Genomic DNA, 18,033 nt, shown 5'->3' on the forward strand with positions numbered 1-18,033 from the left:
ATCGACAGATCCGCCTCCAGGTCCAACCCCGGCTCCAGCATCTCCGCCGGGTAACCCGTCTGCGAACCGATCACCTCCACCACCGTGTCCAGCACCACGGCGCGGCCCAGGCCACGGCCMGCGGACGCGGCGGCCGGTGCCGGCACGCTCGGCGACGGCTGGTCCACCGGGAAGGCCTGCGCGGGGATGACCGGCGCGTGGCCGTTCGCCGCGGCCAGGCGTCCGACCTGCGCCGGCTCGTACGTCCGGCCGTCATCGACCGGCGCGAGCCGCGCGCCAGCCGCGCCGCCCAGGCCCGCGAGCGTTCCGGCGTCCAGCGCGGCCGCGCCCCCGCGACCCAGGTAGCCGAGCAGGACGTCGCGCTGCGCCGAGACGAGATCACGAGTGGTCCGTAGGAACTCCAGCACCGCCGTGTCCGCCGTCGGATCGGCAGGCGCCGCGAAGACCGCCGGCACCGCCGGGGAGGCCGCGGACTCGATCTCGAGCCGCGCGAGCGGCTTCAGGCCGCCCGCGACGACGCGCCCGTCCGCGGTGCGCACGAAGGCGCCGTCGACCAGCCAGCCGGGCCGCCGCGGCGCGTCCGCCGCCGAGACCACCCGCGCGTCCCGGCCGGCGAACAGCGGCGCGATGTCGAGGGTGACACCGGCGGCGGCGAGCTCGGCGGCGGCGAGCAGCAGGCGGCGCAGCCCCGGCTCGCCGGCGACGTCGGTCGCGACCGCGCGGTGCGGCCGACCGGCGAGGATCTTGCCTACGAGGCCGGTGAGCACCCGGCCAGGGCCGACCTCGACGAAGGTGCGCACCCCGGCCGCGTACATCGCCTCGACCTGCTCGACGAACCGGACGGGCGCGGCCACCTGACCGGCGAGCGTCGCCCGGATCTCGGCGGCGGTGTCCGGGTACGGCGCCGCGGTCGTGTTCGCCCAGACCCTGGCGGCGGCCGGCGAGACCGTGAGCCCGGCGAGGGTGTCGGCGAGCGTGCCGGCGGCGCCGGCGACGACCGGGCTGTGGAAGGCGGCGGCGACCGGGATCCGCTTGGCCGCGAGGCCCGCGGCCGACAGCGCCGCGAGCGCGGCGTCGACGGCGGCGGTCGGGCCGGACACGACGGTCTGTTTCGGGGCGTTCTGGTTGGCGAGCACGACCTCCGCCGCGCGCCCGCCCGCCGCGTCCAGCGCGGCGCGGACGTCGGCGGCGGGCGCCGAGACGGCGGCCATCGTGCCCGGGTCCTCGCCCGCCGCCGCGAGGATCGCGGCCGCCCTGGCCTCGGAGAGACCGATCAGGTCGGCACGGTCTAGCGCGCCGGCGACGGACAGCGCGACCAGCTCCCCGTAGGAGTGGCCGGCAAGGTCGTCGGCGTGGATCCCGAGGGAGCCGAGCAGCTCGGCCATCGCCAGGCCAGCGAGGCCCAGCGTCGGCTGGGCCGCCCGGGTGTCGGTGATCGCGGCGGCCTGCGCGTCCGCCTCCGCCCGGCTGAGCGCGGCCGGCGGGAACATCGTGCCCGCCCAGCGCGGCCCGAGCTCGAGCACCTCGCGCAGCCGCGGGAACGCGACGAACAGGTCGGCGAGCATGCCCGGGCGCTGGCTGCCCTGGCCCGGGAACAGGAACCCGACCCGCCCGGGACCGCTCACCTCGGCGCCGGTAGCCCCGGCGGTGGCCGGCGCGTCCGGGGCGACGAACAGCCCGGCCTTCGGGTCGGGCTGGAAGGAGCGCGCCCTGGCGAGCGCCGCCGGCAGCTCGTCGAGCGAGGACACGACGAACGCGAGCCGAACCGGTCCCGACCGGTCCTCGGCGATGGTGCGGGCAAGGTCGCGCAGCCGCCAGGGGCGACCCGCGTCCTCGTTCGTCTGGGCGAGCTCGGTCAGCCGGTCGAGGCGCCGGGCGGCCGTGGCGTTGTCGGCGCCGCGGATGACGAACAGCTCCGCGGGCCAGTGCGCGAGCCCGTGCGCCGGCTCGGGGCCGCCGTCGTAGGCGGACAGCACGACGTGGAAGTTCGTCCCGCCGAACCCGAAGGCCGACACCCCGGCGTGCCGTTCGCTCGCCGGCGCGGCCCAGGGCCGGGCCGCCTTGTCGAAGGCGAACGGGCTGCTCGCCCGGTCGTAGGCCTCGTTGGGGGTCTCGATGTGCAGCGTGGGCGGCCGCACCCCGGCGGCCAGCGCGCGCGTGGCCTTGATCAGCCCGGCCATGCCCGCGGCGCACTTGGCGTGGCCGATCTGGGACTTGACGGAGCCGACCGTGCAGGCGCCCGGCTCGGCGCCGTGCTGGGCGAACACCTCGGTCAGGGTGGCGAGCTCGGTACGGTCACCGACGACGGTGCCGGTCGCGTGGGCCTCCACCAGGCCGACCTCGGACGGGGAGATCCCGGCGCGGCTGTAGGCGCGTTCGAGCGAGAGCACCTGGCCCGCGCGGCGCGGGGCGGTCAGCCCCAGCGCGCGCCCGTCGGAGGAGCCCGCGACCGCCTTGACGACGGCGTGGATCCGGTCCCCGTCGCGCTCGGCGTCGGCGAGGCGCTTGAGCACGACGACCGCGACACCCTCGCCGAGGGTGATGCCGTCGGCGGAGGAGTCGAACGAGCGGCACCGACCGCTCGGCGACAGGGCGTGCACCGAGGCGAACATCAGGAAGTCGTTCAGCCCGTTGTGGGTGTCGACGCCGCCGCAGAGCACCATGTCCGAGTTTCCGGCCAGGAGCTCCTTGCAGGCCGCGTCCAGCGCGGCGAACGACGAGGCGCAGGCGGCGTCGACGGTGAAGTTGGCGCCGCCGAAGTCCAGCCGGTTGGCGACCCGCCCGGCGATGACGTTGGCCAGGATGCCGGGGAACGAGTCCTCGTCGAGCTCGGGCAGGTGCTCGTCGAGCTCGGCCGGCAGGTCACCGACGAGCGCCCGGTAGCCGGCCCGCAGGCCGTAGGCGCCGGAGAGGTCCGCGCCGGCCTCGGCGCCGAACACCACCGAGGTACGGGAGCGGTCGAAGGGGCGCTTCTCGTAGCCCGCGTCGCGCAGCGCCCGGGCCGAGACCTCCAGCGCGAGCAGCTGGCCGGTCTCGATGCTGCGCAGCGAGCGCGGCGGGATTCCGTAGGCCAGCGCGTCGAACGGGATGGGCGGCAGGAAACCGCCCCATTTCGACGGGGTCATCTTGCCGGCGTCCTTGACGAACGCGTCCGGCGAGTAGAAGCGGTCGGCCTCGAACCGCTCGGCGGGCACCTCGGTGACCGCGTCGACCCCGCCGAGGATGTTCGCCCAGAACGTCTCCACGTCCGGCGCGCCGGGGAACACCCCCGCCATGCCGATGATCGCGATGTCGGCCGGCCGGGCCGTCTCGCGGACCGCCGCCACCGACCGCGCCGCGGCCGCGCGCCGCGCGGCGATCGGGTCCACGACCGCGTTTTCGTCGCCGGCCCCCTGCTGCGCCGGGATGCCCCGGGCAGCCGCGGCGGCGCTGGCGCCGGTACCAGCGCCGTCGACCGCGAGGCCGAGCTCGGCGGCCCGGCGAGCGAGCGCGTCGCCCGCGCCGGTGCTCACCTGCTCGTGCAGGACCGGGATCGAGGTCCGCTCGGCGCGCAGCGCGGCCACCTGGCCGATCATGAACATGCCCTCGGCCGCCTGGGCGGTCTCGTCGACCGCCACCAGCGCCCCGCCGTCGCGGCGCACGCCCTTGCTGGCGATGCGCAGCCGGCCGAGGTTGAGGCCCTCCAGGGTCGCCCACATCTCGTGGCGGCTGTGCCCCGCGGCGGCAAGCTCCGCCCGGGTGGACAGGAACGTGTCAACGAACGGTGAGCGCACGCAGCGGGTGGCGTGCCCGGGCGAGGTCTCCAGAAGCACGGTCTCCTCGCAGCGCACCGCCGCTTCCTGGAAACCGGGCTGGATAGCGCCGCTCGCGACCGCCTCGGCGGTGAACAGGTACGCCGTGCCCATCAGCGCGCCGACCTTCGCGCCGCGCGCGGCCAGCGGAGCGGCGACCGCGGCGACGGCCGCGGCCGACGCCTCGTCATGCACGCCGCCGGCGAACAGCAGATGCAGCTCCTCGAAGAAGCCGCCGCCCAGTCGCTCGCCCGCCGCGAGCAGCGCGCCTACCTGGGCCTCCCAGAGCGCGAAGCTGGCCCGTGGGCCGACGTGCCCGCCGCACTCCCGCCCCTCGAACACGAACTTGCGGGCACCGTCGGCGACGAACCGCTCCAGCAGGCCGGGGGACGGGACGTGCAGGAACGTGTCGATACCGGCGGCTTCCAGCGGCGCGGCCTGCGACGGACGACCACCGGCGATCAGCGCGCACGGCGGCCGGACGGCGAGCACCGCGTCCAGCTGGGCGGCGCGCACCTCGGCGGGGGCGAAGCCCAGGATGCCGACACCCCAGGGAGCCTCGCCGAGCTGCTCGGCCGTCTGGGCCAGCAGCGCGCGGGACTGCTCGCCGGACAGCAGCGCGAGCGCGAGGAACGGCAACCCGCCCCCGTCGGCGACCGCCTTCGCGAACTCCGGGATGTCGCTGACCCTGGTCATCGGGCCCTGCGCGAGCGGGTAGCGCAGGCCGCGGGCGGCGGCGAACGGCGCGCCGGGCTCGAGCGGGCGCAGCCCGGCCGCGGTCGCCAGCTGGTCGCGAATGGCGGCGCGCACCGCGCGGACGACGCCGCTCGCGGTGACGTACCGGTCGGCGAGCCCGCTCGCGAACGCCGCGTCCTGGCCGACCGGGAGGAGCTGGGCGCGCAGGTCACGCCCGCCGAGGCGGGCCGCGGCCTCGGCGGGCGTGAGCGCGCCGTCCTCTGACCCTCCAGGGGCGGCGGGCAGGGCACCGTCGCTCGCCACCTCGCCGCCGGTGTCACGAAGATCCGCCTCGCCGGGGCCGGGGCCGGCCGCGGGCGCGAGCCCGGCGAGCCGCGCGACCGGCAGGTCCGGGCGGACGTAGACCCGGTGGCCGCCGACCAGGGTGGTCTCGCTGCCGTCCATCGCCCGCACGGCGGCGGCCACCTCGGCCGCCGTCTCCGCCTCGCGCACCAGGGAGAGCTGGGTGTCCAGGACGACGCCAGCGGCCCCGAGCGCGACGGCGCCAGCCGCCGTGTGCTCGCCGATCCCGCCGGCGGCCCAGAACGGGGCGGGGGCGCCGGCGCTGGTCAGCAGGCCGGCCGCGCCCAGGTGCTGGAGCAGAGTGAAGGTGGTCAGGTCGCCGACGAGCCCGCCGGCCTCATTGCCCCGGGCCACGACGCCGGCGGCACCGGCGGCGAGCGCGGCCCGCGCGCCGGCCACCGAGGTCACCTCGACGAGCACGCGGCGCGCCCCGGTCGGGCCGGCCGCGCGCGCGATGTCCCACCCGGCGATGTCCCACCCGGCGGACGCAGGCTGCCCGGCGGCGGACGCCGCCAGGGCCAGCAGGTCCAGGTCGGCGAGCAGCACGGTGTCGACCTCGGCCGGCAGGTCCTCCGGACGCAGCGGCGTGGCCGGGCCCACCCGGACCGCGAACGTGGCGGGACACCAGCGAGCCGCGTCGGCGAGGGCTCGGCGGGCGCGGGCGGCGTCGCCGCCCAGGTCGAGCACGCCCAACCCGCCGGCACGCTCCACGGCCGCTACCAGGGCGGCGTTCGGCTCCGCGAACGGCGTCACGACGACGACGAGATCCCTCGCGCCGGCGGGTGCCGGGGCGTCCGGGCCATCCTCCCAACGGGTGGGGCGGCCTGGGTCGAGCTGACTGGAAGTCCTGGTCATCGACTGGTCCTCCTGAGCCAGTGACGCCCGCGGCGACACCGGGGTGCGAGCGGGAGGGGGGCGGGCATCGCCCCAGGGCGGTGGCCCCGCCCCGGGCCATGCCGCGGCGAACAGACAGGTTCAGCGGACGGACCCGCTATGGCCATCATCACCATCTGGGTTTCGTCACCGACTCGGTGGGTGCCGGCGGACACGCACACTCGCGCGGGCGTGCCGGGACGAGTTGCGCCGGAGCCTTGGTCATCTCGAAAAACAACGTCTCCAGGTGCGGTACTACGCCGAGCGCCGTCGATGTCCAGACGCTCCCGGGTCGGGTTTCAAGCACCCACGCGGGCTCTCTCCACGCCGTCGTGACGAGAGTCCGAGAAGGTGCTGAGAATTATAGCCACACGGATAGCCACGCCGAAACTGCCCCTGGGCGGCGCCGCCCGACGAGGCGGATGTGCGCTGCCCAGAGCATGCCGGCGGGTGTGCCGACGCGCCCGCCGACAATGATCGCGCCTTGGTGGCCACACTCAGATACCCCCATTCGGGGGCATGATACGCGACCACCTTCGGGGTACCTTGGGTGGTCCGTCATCCACGGGAATCGATGCCGACGGAACCGTCACCAATGATTCCGTCCGCATCCATCAAGAACATTCTTACGCCGTTTCCTGGAGCTTGCTGACCCGACATCCAGAATGACTCGATGAGCGCCGCCGAAGGCTTGAGTAATTCATTCACGAAGCCTCAAAAGGCGCCCAGCAGGAACAGGGCATCCTCCGGGGAGCTAGCCGCCAAAACGACGGTACCGAATTAGCGGGCATGGTGGTCCGCCATGGCGGGATCCGTCCCGGCACCGGACCTCGTCCCGCGTCCCTGGCGCCTTCGGCGCTCGGCGCCGAGCCGCTCCTGCCGCCTGGCGGGTCCCACCTCAGGTGGTCTCCCGCACGATCGGTCTAGTCAGGTCGGAGGGTTCTCCCGGGCCTTGGGAACAGGTAAAGAGGGTTTTTCACCCGACTAGCGCCAGTGCGTTCGGGCAGTCAAGCCTTTCCCGCCGCCCGCGTAACCGCGAAGCCCGACTCGTTCAGCCGGATGGGCGCCTGGATGGGACGTCCCGGGCCGCACTCCGTCGGTGGCCACCCGGACACAGGCCGACTCAGGCCGCGTCGTTGCCGGCCGACCGATTGCCCCGAACAGACATCAATGTCCGTTTTCCACCGTCTGGGCCCGCGGACGTCCAGCCCGGCCGACCACTCCCGGCGGCCCCAGTCCCCGTGACATGCCCGCGGAGAGGACGGGCCCGGCCGCGGGTACCGGCCGAGGGGCACCGGCCGCCGGGCCGGGCACCGACATCGCCCGGCCTACGGGCGCGCCGATGCCGCCCGCGACGGTGCGGCGGGCGGCACGGCCTCAGATGTGCCGGCGATGCGGCTGGGTCGCGTCAGTCCCGGCCGGCGCCCGGGGCGACCGGCGGAGTCGACGGGCCCATCTCGCGTTGCCAGGCCAGCGCCAACTGGGTCCTGTTGGCGCAGGACGTGGCGACGAGCGCGTGCGTCAGGTGGTGCTTGACCGTGTCGATGCTGATGCACAGCGCCTCGGCGACCTGGCGGTTCGAGTGGCCCTCGGCCACCAGCCGGACGACGTCACGCTCCCTGGCCGACAGCTTCGCGGTGACGGCGGGGCCGGTGTTCGCGCGGACATGGAATCGCAGGAGGTTGCCCAGGTGGCGGCCGAGGACCGCCGCGACCGCGCGATCGCGCGCTCCGAAGGCGCCGGGCCGCGGGTCCAGCAGCGACACCACGGCACCGATGTTCGCCGGCCCGCCGAGCCGCAGGAGAAGCTTGGAGTGGATGCCGTGCGCGCGCAGAAAACGCTCCATGCGCATCCGGATCTCCGGTCGTACCGGGTTGCCGATGTCCTCGAGCGTGACCACACCCCGCTCGTGCATCAGCCGCAGGCTCTCCGGGTCGGAGAACGCCTCGAGTCCGCGATAGCGGTCGAGGAAGGGGCCGGCCATCCGAAGCGCGAGCCCGCGCCCCGAGGGTCGCTGGTCCTGGAAGGCCGCCTCCAGCGACGGGCCGAGGAAGAACGCGGAGTTCCGGTACCCGAGGTGTCGGGAAAGTGCGTCGAGCGTGGCCTCCCGAAACGCCGGGAGCGTGGGGGCGCGTTCGCAGTCCTCGACGACCCGGAGAATGCCGCGCAGCTCGGCCGCGCCGAGCGCCAGATCCCGCGGCGGCTGTGCCGCGCGCGGTGCCAACTGGGTACGTGCGGACATTCCGGCCCCCCCGGGCGCTGTGGCCTGTGCCGTGGTGTTGATTCCGACGCGCGGCGCGGGGAGCCCGGCCGACGACGCGTTCCGTCCCATCGCCGTGTTCCCGATGGACGCGTTTGCTGGAGCGGTGGCATGTCGCCGAACCGCGGGGGTCTCCAGACGCGGGGCTGGTCCGCGCAGGACCGCGGATGGTGTGTCGATTGTCACCGGTCTTGGCTGGCGACGAACCGGCGGGATTCCGGCCATACCGTCCAGAACAGTATCCCTCACGCCATCAAGCATGCGGTCTGCCACGCCTGCCTCCGGATCCGGTCGACACCCTCGTTACTAGTCGGTAGCGGCGATGTCGCCGGAGTATTACCGACCAAGCTGGACATGTTGGGTCAGCGTAGGGCCCCCTTCCGAGGCACGCTAGACGGGGGCCGGGACTTTTTACCTCTTGCCAACACCGACTACCGATCGAGAGATCCAACTAGGGCCTAAAGTCCTATGAGAGCGCTCTCGCTCTATCGAGAGTGACCAGGCGATTGCTGTACGTACATGATGATCGTCCCGACATCACCTAATGGTGCTACTCACGCTCCGCACACATGGGCCATTTCCGGACTAGAGGCAATAAGTCCACACCACTCGGCCATTCTCTTTCACACTGTGTAACTGGTTGCTACCGAGGGTATGGAGTCCGGCGACACGGCCCGCCGGGTCCGGCTCGTTCGACCGGCCGGCCCGCGGCCGTGCMCGCGCGTCGGCTGATGCCGGCGACCGCGGCCCGAGAGGGGTGAGCAGCGGTGACCATCGGCTCGTCGATCTTCATGATCGTGGCCGGCGCGATTCTCCGGTACGCGGTCACGTGGCACATCCACGGCCTGAACCTGCCGGCCCTGGGCCTGATCCTGGCCATCGCGGGGATCGTCACCCTGGTGATCCGGCTCATCTGGCTGTTCAATCCGGACCTCGGCTGGCAGCGGCCACCGACGGATCCGCCGGCCGAGCTCGGTGGCTGGCCTGTCAGCCCCTTGCGCGCGCCGCCACACGGCCGGGCCGCGCCGCCCGTCTCCACCGGCCCCGGCGGATGGCACCCAGAGGATCGTGCCGAGTAGGCGGGTGTCCCGAGAACCGCCCCGCGTCGGCTGCCCGGCCCGGAACACCCGGGTCGGGCAGCCGCGCCGCACCGCGAGTCGGCCTGGCCTCCCGTGGGCCCGCAGACCCGCGCCGGGGCTCTCAGCGCGGGTTCAGAGCAGGTGCAGGGCGCGGGCACGGTGCACCGCGTCCCGCCTCCTGGCCACGTCGAGCTTGCGGTAGATGCTTTTCAGGTGCGTCTTCACCGTGTTGACGGAGACGTACAGCTCGGCGGCGATCTCCGCCGTCGTCAGCATCGTCGGCAGGTAGCTGAGCACGGCGAGCTCCCGCTCGCTGAGCCGGTCGGCCCCTCGCCCGGCCCGAGACGGCTGCTGCCGCGCGCCCAGCTCGTCGCCCGCCAGCCGCGGCTGGCCACCGGACGCCGGGGAGTGGCCTCCGGCGACCAGCTCAGCCAGCTGCCCCGCTCCGGATGCTCCGGAAGTCCGCGGCGTCCGGCCCGCGTCGCCGCGCCGGAGTCCAGGCGCGGCCGAGGGTCCTGGTGGCTGGGCCTGCGCCGCGGATTGGACGGTCGATGGATGCCCGCTGGAGGCCCCCGCCGGGCTCACCCAGCCACGGCCCTCCCCCGGGCCCGCGGCGGGCGGCGGCGGGGCGGCCCCTGGCCCGGCGAACGCCCCCGGTGCGGCGGTCGACCCTGGCACGGCGGACAGCGGCGAGGGACGGTCTGCGTCCCCACCACCGGTGCCCCGCGTCTCCCACTCCTCGCCGTGCGCGGCCGCCTCCGGCCGGTGCGCCGGCACGGGCGGGACGCCTGCGGCGGGGCCTGGAGCCCTGCGCGCGGCGGGCACCGCGACCGGGCGGACGCCTGCCGCGGCCTGTCCGGGCCCGGCACCCACCGCCGGCTCCACCGGCCGCCGCCGGGGCTCGCGGGCGAACCTCGCCCGCAGCGCGGCGACCAGCGCGGGCGCGGCGTCCGACAGGCTCGGGTGCGCCTCGGTCAGTCCGACGACCTCGGAACCCAGCTCGAGAAAGGGGCGTACCAGCGGCTCGTCCTGAGCGAGCGCGAAGGCTCGCGCGAGCAGGCCGCCCGCCGCGGCTCCGTCACCCCGGCGGGCCGCCGCGAGCGCGCTGACCGCGCAGGCCCCGACCACACTCACCACGCCACCGCCGTCGGCGCGCAGCAACGGGGCGACCGTGAGCGCGGCGGCCGCGGCGTCACCCTGAGCCAGCTGGGCGCGGCCCCTGGCAAGCCGCGCGGCCGGGCCGTCGCGCCGCCCGGCCGCCTCGTCGCGTTCCAGCAGTCGCAGCGCCGCGTCAGGGTTGCCGCCGACGACCAGCAGATCGGCCTGCGTGGCCTCGCGCAGCGCCAGCAGCAACGCCGGCCCCCCGCGGGTCGGGACCGCGCCCAGCGCGCGCCGCGCCGCCCGCAGGTCGTCGGCGCCGCGTCGCCCCAGGTGAAGCCAGGCGCGCAGGACGTTCGCCAGATCCGGCAGCTGGCCGGCCGGGCCCGGGCCGGCGGCGAGGACCGCCTGATCCACCCAGGCAAGCCCGCGCTCGACGTCTCCCCGGTAACCCGCGACGACCGCCAACGCCAGCAGTGCCTCGACGGCGCCGACCGGCGCGGGCGAGCCCACGAGCCGGGCCAGCCGCTCCAGGTCATCCTGGTCGCGCCGGCTCAACCCGCCCCCCTCGATGCCACGTGGATCTACGCCGCGCGGCCCGGTCATCACCGCGAGCGCCGCGGCGGCGGTCTCCTCACCGAGGCGCAACCGCCCGCGCAGGGCGGAGCCGAGTGCCAGCGCGCCGAGGCAGCTCGCCGTGGCGCCGCCGAGGCCGGTCGAGCGCGCCTCGGCGAGCGCGGTACGCAGCGCGTCCTCGGCCGCCTCGAGCCGGCCGCGCCACAGCTCGGCGCGGCCGCGAGCGCACAGGGCGAGCGGACGCAGCCCGTCGGGCAGGCCCTCGGCCGGGCCGGGCGGCGGCACCGATCGCGCCCGCAGTGCCCGGCGTGCCGCGGCCACCATGGCGTCGGCGTCGCCGGCCAGCTCGGCGCGCCGCAGCTCGACGGCCTCGATCGCCATCAGCAACGACCGCCGCGCCGTCGCCGCCGCGCCGTCGCCCGCCTGCTCGTGACCGGCGGGTCCCGCCCAGGCCACGCCCGCGGGAACCGCCGCCGCGGCCACGCTCGCTCCTGCCCGCGCCAGCTCCAGGTACTCACCGGCCGCCACGACGTCTCCGGTGAGCACCCGGGCAAGCGCGGCGACCGTGGCGCACTCGGGACCAAGCCCGGCGGCCCGGTCCGGGTAGCCGGTCACCAGCGCCGCCAGGTCCGGCAGGTCGCCCTGCAGGACGAGCGGGACCGTGCCTCGCGCGACCAGGCAGGCGAGGTAGCGCCAGTCGCCGGCGCGCCGGGCATGCCGGGCCGCGTCGACGAGCCGGCGGTTCGCCGCGTACCAGAGCGCGGCACGCAGGTTGAGCTCGGCCTCGTCCTCGGTCGGGTCCCGGCGCAGCGCCTCCCGCAGCATGCCGCGCAGCAGCTGGTGGTACCGGAACCACGGTGCCGCCGTGGTGACGTCCGCGGGCTCGGTCGGCGCGGCCGTCTCGAGGTCGGGCGGTGGCGGGAGCGGGAGCTGGGTGGCGAGGATGTCGCCGGCGGCGAGCTCGGCGAGCAGCCGGTCCCCGCCACCGTGCTCGGCCACGACCGCCTCCGCCAGCGGCGCGCACACCTGGTCGAGCACGCTGGTGCGCAGAAGCAGGGGACGCACCGGCGCGGGCATGGCGGCGAGCGCCTCGGCCCGCAGGTACTCCGCGACCGGCGCGAACGCCGCGGATGGCAGAGCTGGACGCCCCGGGCGGCCCCGTCCGCCATCCGCCAGGCCGGCACTGGCGTGATCCCGCGCCCCGGCCGGGCCGAGCGCGGTGGCCGCCGGCCAGGTGCCGGCCGCTCGGACGCCGGCCGCCTGGCCGGACGAGCCCGCCGGCGCCGGCCTCGACACCAGGACTCCGGCGGCCAGCCGGAGCCCCGCGGCCCAGCCCTCGGTGACGGACAGCAGGCCGGGGCCGGCGGCGGCCGGCGCGCGCAGCGCCGCGAGCAGCCGCCCGGTCTCCTCGGCGTCGAACGCGAGCTGGTCGGGGCCGATCTCGGTGAGCTGACCCGCCGCCCGCGTCCGGTGGGTGGCGACCGGTATCCGGCGGCCACACAGCACCAGCCGGATGCCCGTCGCCTCGGTGGCGAGCAGCCGCAGGCCGGCGATGTCCGCCTCGTCGCGGACCAGCTCGACGTCGTCGATGGCCAGCACCAACGGCGCGGGACGCCCGCGCGACAGGACATCGACCAGGTCGCGCCAGAAGCGGTTCACCGGCGCGCCGGGCGGCGGCGGTCGCAGCCCGCCACGCTCGACGTCGAGGGCGGCCTCGGGATGACCCGCCAGCGCGGCGAGCAGGTGCTCCCACAGCGGGGGTCCGGCGTCGACGCGCAACCAGACGATCGGGAGCGTGTCCCGGCGGGCGAGATACCAGGAGGCGATCAGCGTCGTCTTGCCGCAGCCCGCCGGGCCGCGCACGACGGTCAGCCCACGTCCGCTGCCCTGGTCGAGGATCTCCCACAGCCGTGGGCGGGGGAGGTACGGCGCCGGCAGCGTGGGCGGGGCGAGTTGACCACGCCGTGGCGGTGGCCCGCCGCCGGCCGCGTCAGCGCCGTCGTGGCCGGGGCGTGCCGCGATGCCGGTCCGGACGTCCCGCGCGCGGGCTGACCCCACGCACGCGTCCTCCCCATCCCCCGGCATACCCTCACCCCCAGCTCCCACCGTACGGTAGCTGGAGTCTCACTCTCTGTCGCGAGCGCGTGTCGCCCGCCGCCTCCCGACGCCGGAGGAGCCGGTGGGCGCAGGCCGACAGGCGCGCACGGCCCGGACGAGCCGCGCGGCCGGAGGCCCGTGCGACCGCGCAGACCTCTCAGGCCGCGCAGTCGGTGCAGACCGTTCGACGAGCGTCAGCCAGCTGGCTGCGGTGGTGTACGAGGAAGCAGCTCGTGCAGGTGAACTCGTCGGCCTGCCGCGGCAGCACGCGCAGCGCGAGCTCCTCGTCGCGCACCTCCGCGTCCGGCAGGTCCAGCTCGACCTCCAGGGCATCCACGTCGTCGCCCAGGTCGGCCGCGGCGCCGAGGCGCTGCGCCTTCAACGACTCCAGGCTCTGCTCCTGAAGATCATCGTCGTCCGCGTCGGCGCCACGCCTGGCGTCCAAGTCGCGAGCCATGCCTCTCCTTCCAGTCCAGGGGTCGGCCTCCGCCGGTCTCCCGGGCAGCGGCGAGGCGGGCCGACCCGCCCCCTCGCCGCCAGTCGCCAGACCGGCGGGCGGCAACCCCATCCGCCCCCGCCCGCTGGCGCTACCGTCCGCACGCGCACGCGCCGTCAGGCCCGATCGACCAGGCTCGCGGGATTCCGTCGTCCACGACAGGCGTCGATACCCGCCAGGCCCGTATCTGAACGGGATCGGGTGGTCACATTACGCAATGCCATCGGCGCCGGAACGTCCCGGCGCCGCATGTCCACAATTCCCCGTGCAGGTACCGCCTGAGCGGGTCCGGCGAGGTCGTCCTCGCCAGCCGAGGCGGACGCCGGAGGTCCTGGACCGCCGCCACCCGCCTCGATCATCAAGGCCGGTGCGAAGGATACGGCCCCGGACCTGGCGCGGGCCAATTCCGCGGTGGTCTTTCCGGTGTCTGTCCGGCCACATCGCGAATGCCCGGAAGGTGGGGCTAGAGATAAAGGCCGGTGAGACCGTCGTCCAGGCGCTCGGCCGCGACGGCGTGGACGTCACGCTCGCGCATGAGGACATAGGTCGAGCCGTGGAGCTCGACCTCGGCGCGGTCCTCGGGATCGAACAGCACACGGTCACCGACCTGGATGGTGCGCACCGCGGTGCCGACCGCGACGACATCCGCCCAGCCCAGGCGCTTGCCCATCTGCGCGGTGGCCGGGATGACGATGCCGGCCTTCGACCGCCGGTCGACCGAGTCCTCCCGCGGCTCGACCAGAACACGATCGTGCAGCAGTCTGATCGGCAGCGAGCCGGTACGCATGTCAACCCCAGCTGTGCCGCCGATGCCGTTGACACCGCCGGAAAGACTTGTCACCCGCGGCACACTACCTCCAGCTCCGCCTTCCATCCGCCGTCGCCTATGACCCACATCTCGTCGCGCGCCCAAGAAACGCCGCTACAGGGGTGCACGCTCCCGCCACCGGGCGATGAAGCTTCCCGGATGAGGAACGCCTACCCAACGCGGTATAAGCTGCCGCCCATCACCCGGAGTTGGACACCTCCACATCGGGGCGCGGGCAAGCACCCGCGGGGCGACGGGCCCATTCGGCGGCCCGACGCGAGCGGGCGGTCGCGCGCACAGGCGGGCCGTCGGCATGACGACTGCTCACGGGACGGGGCACAGCATGGCACTGCGGATCAGTGTGGACCTGGACGGCCTGCGCTGGGCAGATCTGTTCCGGTTCGTCGACCTTGCCCGTAACGGCGGCATCGGCCCGGACGACCAGGTAGACGTGATCACCTACGGCAGCGACCCGATGTCGGTCAGCCTGTCGGCGCGGATCTTCCCGCAGACCGACGGTTTCCTGTCGAACGAGCCGGAGGCGGGCGCGGACGCGCTGCGCTCCGCGCCACTGTCGATCAGCCCGGCCCCGTCGAGCAACGGTTCCTCCCCGTTCGGCTACGACGGCGGCAACGACCGGCCCGCCGCACCGGCCGGCGCGCACTACCCGTCGTTCGACGGCCCACCCGAGCGGCCGCCCACGCCGCCGCCGAACGGGATGCCGAACTACCCGGCCTACGAGGCGCCGCCCGAGCGCGGCGGGCCCTCCGGGCAGGGCGGCGGCCACTACCCGTCGTTCGACGGCGGCCAGCCGGACCGGCCCAGCGGCGGCCCCTACGCCGGCTTCGAGCCGGCGTTCGACCGCGGCCAGCCCGGCAAGGACCTGCCCGGCGCGCCGAACCAGGGGGACAGCCCGTACATCGAGGAGTTCGCCCGCCTGCAGGAGGGCCTCATGCGGCAGGTCCGCCGCGGCGACGAGGTCCGGCCCGAGCGCGGGTGAACGGGACGGTCCCGCCATGCGGGCCCGACCGCCCGGCGAGGCATCCGCGGGGTGTCTCACCGGGCTCGCCGCCGGCTGCCCGGCATCAGTAGTGATGTCCGGCATGGATAGGCGGGAGCGTCGCGCCGCCGCCCGGTGCGCCGGCGCGACGACGAATCCCTGCCCGAGCTCGCCGGGTACCGCTCGCGCGACGCTTGGCCTCATGGTGCATGCTTGGCAATAATGGAGGATCAGGACGATTCCGACGTCGAGCGTTACTACGGTCGGCTGTGCTCGGAACTTGACATGATCAGGAGCGGCCCGGTGCTCGCCGGGCCGCGCACGATCGAGCACATCCGATCCCTGCTCGCGCTCATCGACCTCCACCGGCCCAACGAGTTCGACGTCTGCCTCGGCTGCGACCGTCTTTGGCCGTGTGCCTCCGTCCTGGCTGTCACCGGCCTGCCGCCCGAGCTGCCCGCGGCCGACCAGGAGGCCGCCGCACCCCGCCCGCTGCCCGGCGTCACCCGGCGGCCCCGTGCCGCCGCGGGCGCCGCCACCGGAGCATTCGCGACCGCGGGCGCGCAGCCCGCGCAGCTCGCGCAGCTCGCGCAGCCACAGTCCGGGGCGCACCTCGTCGCCGCGGCGGGAACCGACCAGCGCTTCCAGCCTGCCGCCCGCGCCGCCGCGCAGCCGCCGGCCAGCCAGCAGCTCCCCCGGATCGCCGACCTGCCAGACGGGCTTCGCCCGGCCGGCCGGGACTCTGCCGGCAATCGAGCAGGAACCCCGGATCCGGCGAGAGCCGCCCGAGGGCATCCCGTCGTGGCGCCCGACGGCCGCCTCACGCCGGGCATGTTGCCCGATCCGCCGGCCGCGCCCCGGCCAGCCGACGCCACGCCGCCGGCCACGGTCGGCCGGGGCGTCCTCATCCCGACGGCGTCCCGGCAGGCGCCGCCACCGGCGTCTCCGCCCACCACGCCACCGCCGCCGTCGTCGCCACCGGCCACTGCACCGCCCATCAACGCGCGCGGCGGCGTGCCCACTCCCCCGCCGACCGGGCCGATGCCGCACATCCCGCCGCCAGGGGAGAGTTATCCGGCGTTCCCGCCGCCCGAGACAGGCGGTGCCAACCCGGCGTTCCCGCCGCCGGGGACGACGGCCGCGAGCCTCAGCTTCCCGCCCGGCATGACCGGTGCGCACCCCATCCTGCCGCCGCCGGGGATGACCGGCGCGCTGCCGGTCTTCCCGCCTCCGGCCGAGGGCCAGTTCCAGCAGGGCCACGACGGGAACACCGGCGCGCAGGCCCGCTACCAGCCGCCAACCGCGCAGCGGCAGCCGTCAGCCGACGCACCGCCGGCGCGCCTCCAACCGCCGGGTCAGCCCACCGGCGGGCAGCGGCCGCAGGGACAGGACCGCCCCTCCGCGCGGCCCGGGGCTCCCGGCGGGCCGGCGGAGCCCGGGCTGCCGCCCGGATCGACCTCGTCCGCCCGGGACACCCGCTGGGAGGACCGTGGGGAGGGTCGGGGGTACCCGGCGGGCGCGTCATCCTTCCCACGGGGCGGGCAGCTGCCTCCCGGTGTCCCGCCCCCGCCCAGCACGCCCCCTCCGGGGGTTGGCCTGCCGGGGCTCTCCGCGCCGCCCGGCGCGCCGGGACAGCCGGCGGTTCCGGGCCAGTCGATGCCGCCGAGCCAGTCCGGGCCACGTCCCGCGGCCGCCCGTTCCGGATATCCGGGCGGTGGACCGGCCGGTCCTGGCGCCCCCGGCCCCGCGCGCCCCAACCTGGGGCCGCCCGGCCAGCCCGGCCAGGGCCGAGGAGAACCACCCGCCTCCTACTACCCGCCTCGTCCCGAGCAGGGGCGGCCGGAGCCCGGTTACGGCGGCTACTTCACCGAGACGCAGCACCGCCCCGCCGGACCTGGAGGCCCGGGTGGACCGGGTGGACCGGTGCCACCCGCCCAGCCGGGTGGCGGGGCCGGCTCGTTCGGGCCCGCCGGCGGAGGTGGCCTGCCCGGCTCGATCGACCCGCGGTTGCGCCCGCCGGCCGGCCCGCCGCGCGGCCAGAGCCGCTCGATCTCGGCTCCGCCCCCGCCGCACCGGTCGATCCACACCGATAGCGTGGACCCGGTCACCGGCCGCCCGAACGACCCGACGGCACGCCGTCTCGGGCCGCCCGTACCCGACGACGTGACCCCGGAGTGGATGTCGCGGCGCGATCCGATCCTCGACGGCATTGACGTCATATAGATCTGGACAGGGGCCACCCGGTCCCACCCAACCGCCGGGGATCGCCCGGCGGTTGGACCGCTCAGGCGGTGAGAGCCTTCTCGATGGTGGCCCGCAGCTCCGGGTCCGCCGGGTCCGTGCCCGGACGGAACCTGGCGAGCACCGTCCCGTCGGCGCCGACGACGAACTTCTCGAAGTTCCACGTGACGTCGCCCGCTGTGCCCTCGGGGTCCGCTGCCTGGGTCAACACGTCATAGACGGGGTGGCGGCCCGGGCCGTTCACCTCGATCTTCGACGTCAGCGGGAAGGTCACCCCGTAGGTCGCCGAGCAGAACTGGGCGATTTCCTCGGAACTGCCGGGTTCCTGGCCCATGAACTGGTTACACGGAAAGCCGAGCACGGTGAACCCCCGCGCGGCCAGCTCCTCGTGCAGCGCCTCGAGCCCGGCGTACTGGGGTGTAAGTCCGCAGCGACTGGCAACGTTGACCACCAGAGCGACACGGCCATCGGCGAGCGCACCGAACGTGGTGTCCTCGCCACTGAGGGTGCTTACCTGCAGGTCGAACAGATCAGCCATGACTGGCTCCTTCCATCGGAGCCCACCTTGCCGTGGCCGCCCCGTCGCCCGAAAGTCCCCCTGCCCCCGGAGGCTAATGTCACAGTAGGTCATGACCGCCCGGCATCGTCCGATGCCAGCCACACCGACACTTCGCCC

General features: G+C 75.3%; 9 protein-coding genes. 3 read left to right on the forward strand and 6 right to left on the reverse strand.

Annotated elements, in window-relative coordinates; genetic code table 11:
• Together BCD49_RS11145 and BCD49_RS11150 are read right to left on the reverse strand one after the other, a co-directional pair.
• A partial coding sequence (locus BCD49_RS11145; RefSeq protein WP_071041464.1) for a type I polyketide synthase occupies positions 1-5,684 on the reverse strand: 5,684 nt, incomplete at its 3' end.
• A gap of 1,426 nt (positions 5,685-7,110) precedes the next feature.
• Positions 7,111-7,944, reverse strand: a complete 834-nt coding sequence (locus BCD49_RS11150) for a helix-turn-helix transcriptional regulator (protein ID WP_232794422.1) — start codon at positions 7,942-7,944, stop codon at positions 7,111-7,113.
• Positions 7,945-8,729: 785 nt separating this feature from the next.
• Here BCD49_RS11150 and BCD49_RS11155 point away from each other — a divergent pair.
• The gene (locus BCD49_RS11155) at positions 8,730-9,041 is read left to right on the forward strand and encodes a hypothetical protein (protein ID WP_007518103.1); all 312 of its coding nucleotides are present in this window, start codon (positions 8,730-8,732) and stop codon (positions 9,039-9,041) included.
• 132 nt (positions 9,042-9,173) lie between these two features.
• Here BCD49_RS11155 and BCD49_RS11160 read toward each other — a convergent pair whose 3' ends face one another.
• From BCD49_RS11160 to BCD49_RS11170, 3 genes are all read right to left on the reverse strand, one after another.
• The gene (locus BCD49_RS11160) at positions 9,174-12,773 is read right to left on the reverse strand and encodes a LuxR C-terminal-related transcriptional regulator (RefSeq protein ID WP_071041465.1); all 3,600 of its coding nucleotides are present in this window, start codon (positions 12,771-12,773) and stop codon (positions 9,174-9,176) included.
• 196 nt (positions 12,774-12,969) lie between these two features.
• Positions 12,970-13,269 carry a DUF4193 family protein gene (locus BCD49_RS11165; RefSeq protein WP_007518097.1) on the reverse strand — a complete coding sequence of 100 codons (300 nt, stop codon included), beginning with the start codon at positions 13,267-13,269 and terminating at the stop codon, positions 12,970-12,972.
• A gap of 502 nt (positions 13,270-13,771) precedes the next feature.
• The gene (locus BCD49_RS11170; protein WP_425343362.1) at positions 13,772-14,182 is read right to left on the reverse strand and encodes a GroES family chaperonin; all 411 of its coding nucleotides are present in this window, start codon (positions 14,180-14,182) and stop codon (positions 13,772-13,774) included.
• A gap of 277 nt (positions 14,183-14,459) precedes the next feature.
• Here BCD49_RS11170 and BCD49_RS11175 point away from each other — a divergent pair, with 277 nt between their 5' ends.
• On the forward strand, positions 14,460-15,116 hold the full coding sequence (locus BCD49_RS11175) for a hypothetical protein (RefSeq protein ID WP_027141418.1): 657 nt from the start codon (positions 14,460-14,462) through the stop codon (positions 15,114-15,116).
• A gap of 213 nt (positions 15,117-15,329) precedes the next feature.
• A complete protein-coding gene (locus BCD49_RS43510; protein WP_157845338.1) occupies positions 15,330-17,339 on the forward strand; it encodes a hypothetical protein in 2,010 nt (669 codons plus the stop codon).
• Positions 17,340-17,400: 61 nt separating this feature from the next.
• On the opposite strand, the gene BCD49_RS11185 is transcribed toward BCD49_RS43510, so the two are convergent.
• Positions 17,401-17,895 (reverse strand): glutathione peroxidase, encoded by a 495-nt coding sequence (locus tag BCD49_RS11185; RefSeq protein WP_007518090.1) that lies wholly within the window; start codon positions 17,893-17,895, stop codon positions 17,401-17,403.
• Positions 17,896-18,033: the final 138 nt, after the last annotated feature.

Origin of the sequence: Pseudofrankia sp. EUN1h (genome assembly GCF_001854645.1) — a bacterium.
GTDB lineage: Bacteria > Actinomycetota > Actinomycetes > Frankiales > Frankiaceae > Pseudofrankia > Pseudofrankia saprophytica.

Coding starts and splice junctions, on each gene's coding strand:
- BCD49_RS11150 (WP_232794422.1), bottom strand. CDS start 7,944: ATGTCCGCACGTACCCAGTTGGCACCGCGCGCGGCACAGCCGCCGCGG.
- BCD49_RS11165 (WP_007518097.1), bottom strand. CDS start 13,269: ATGGCTCGCGACTTGGACGCCAGGCGTGGCGCCGACGCGGACGACGAT.
- BCD49_RS11170 (WP_425343362.1), bottom strand. CDS start 14,182: ATGGAAGGCGGAGCTGGAGGTAGTGTGCCGCGGGTGACAAGTCTTTCC.
- BCD49_RS11175 (WP_027141418.1), top strand. CDS start 14,460: ATGGCACTGCGGATCAGTGTGGACCTGGACGGCCTGCGCTGGGCAGAT.
- BCD49_RS11185 (WP_007518090.1), bottom strand. CDS start 17,895: ATGGCTGATCTGTTCGACCTGCAGGTAAGCACCCTCAGTGGCGAGGAC.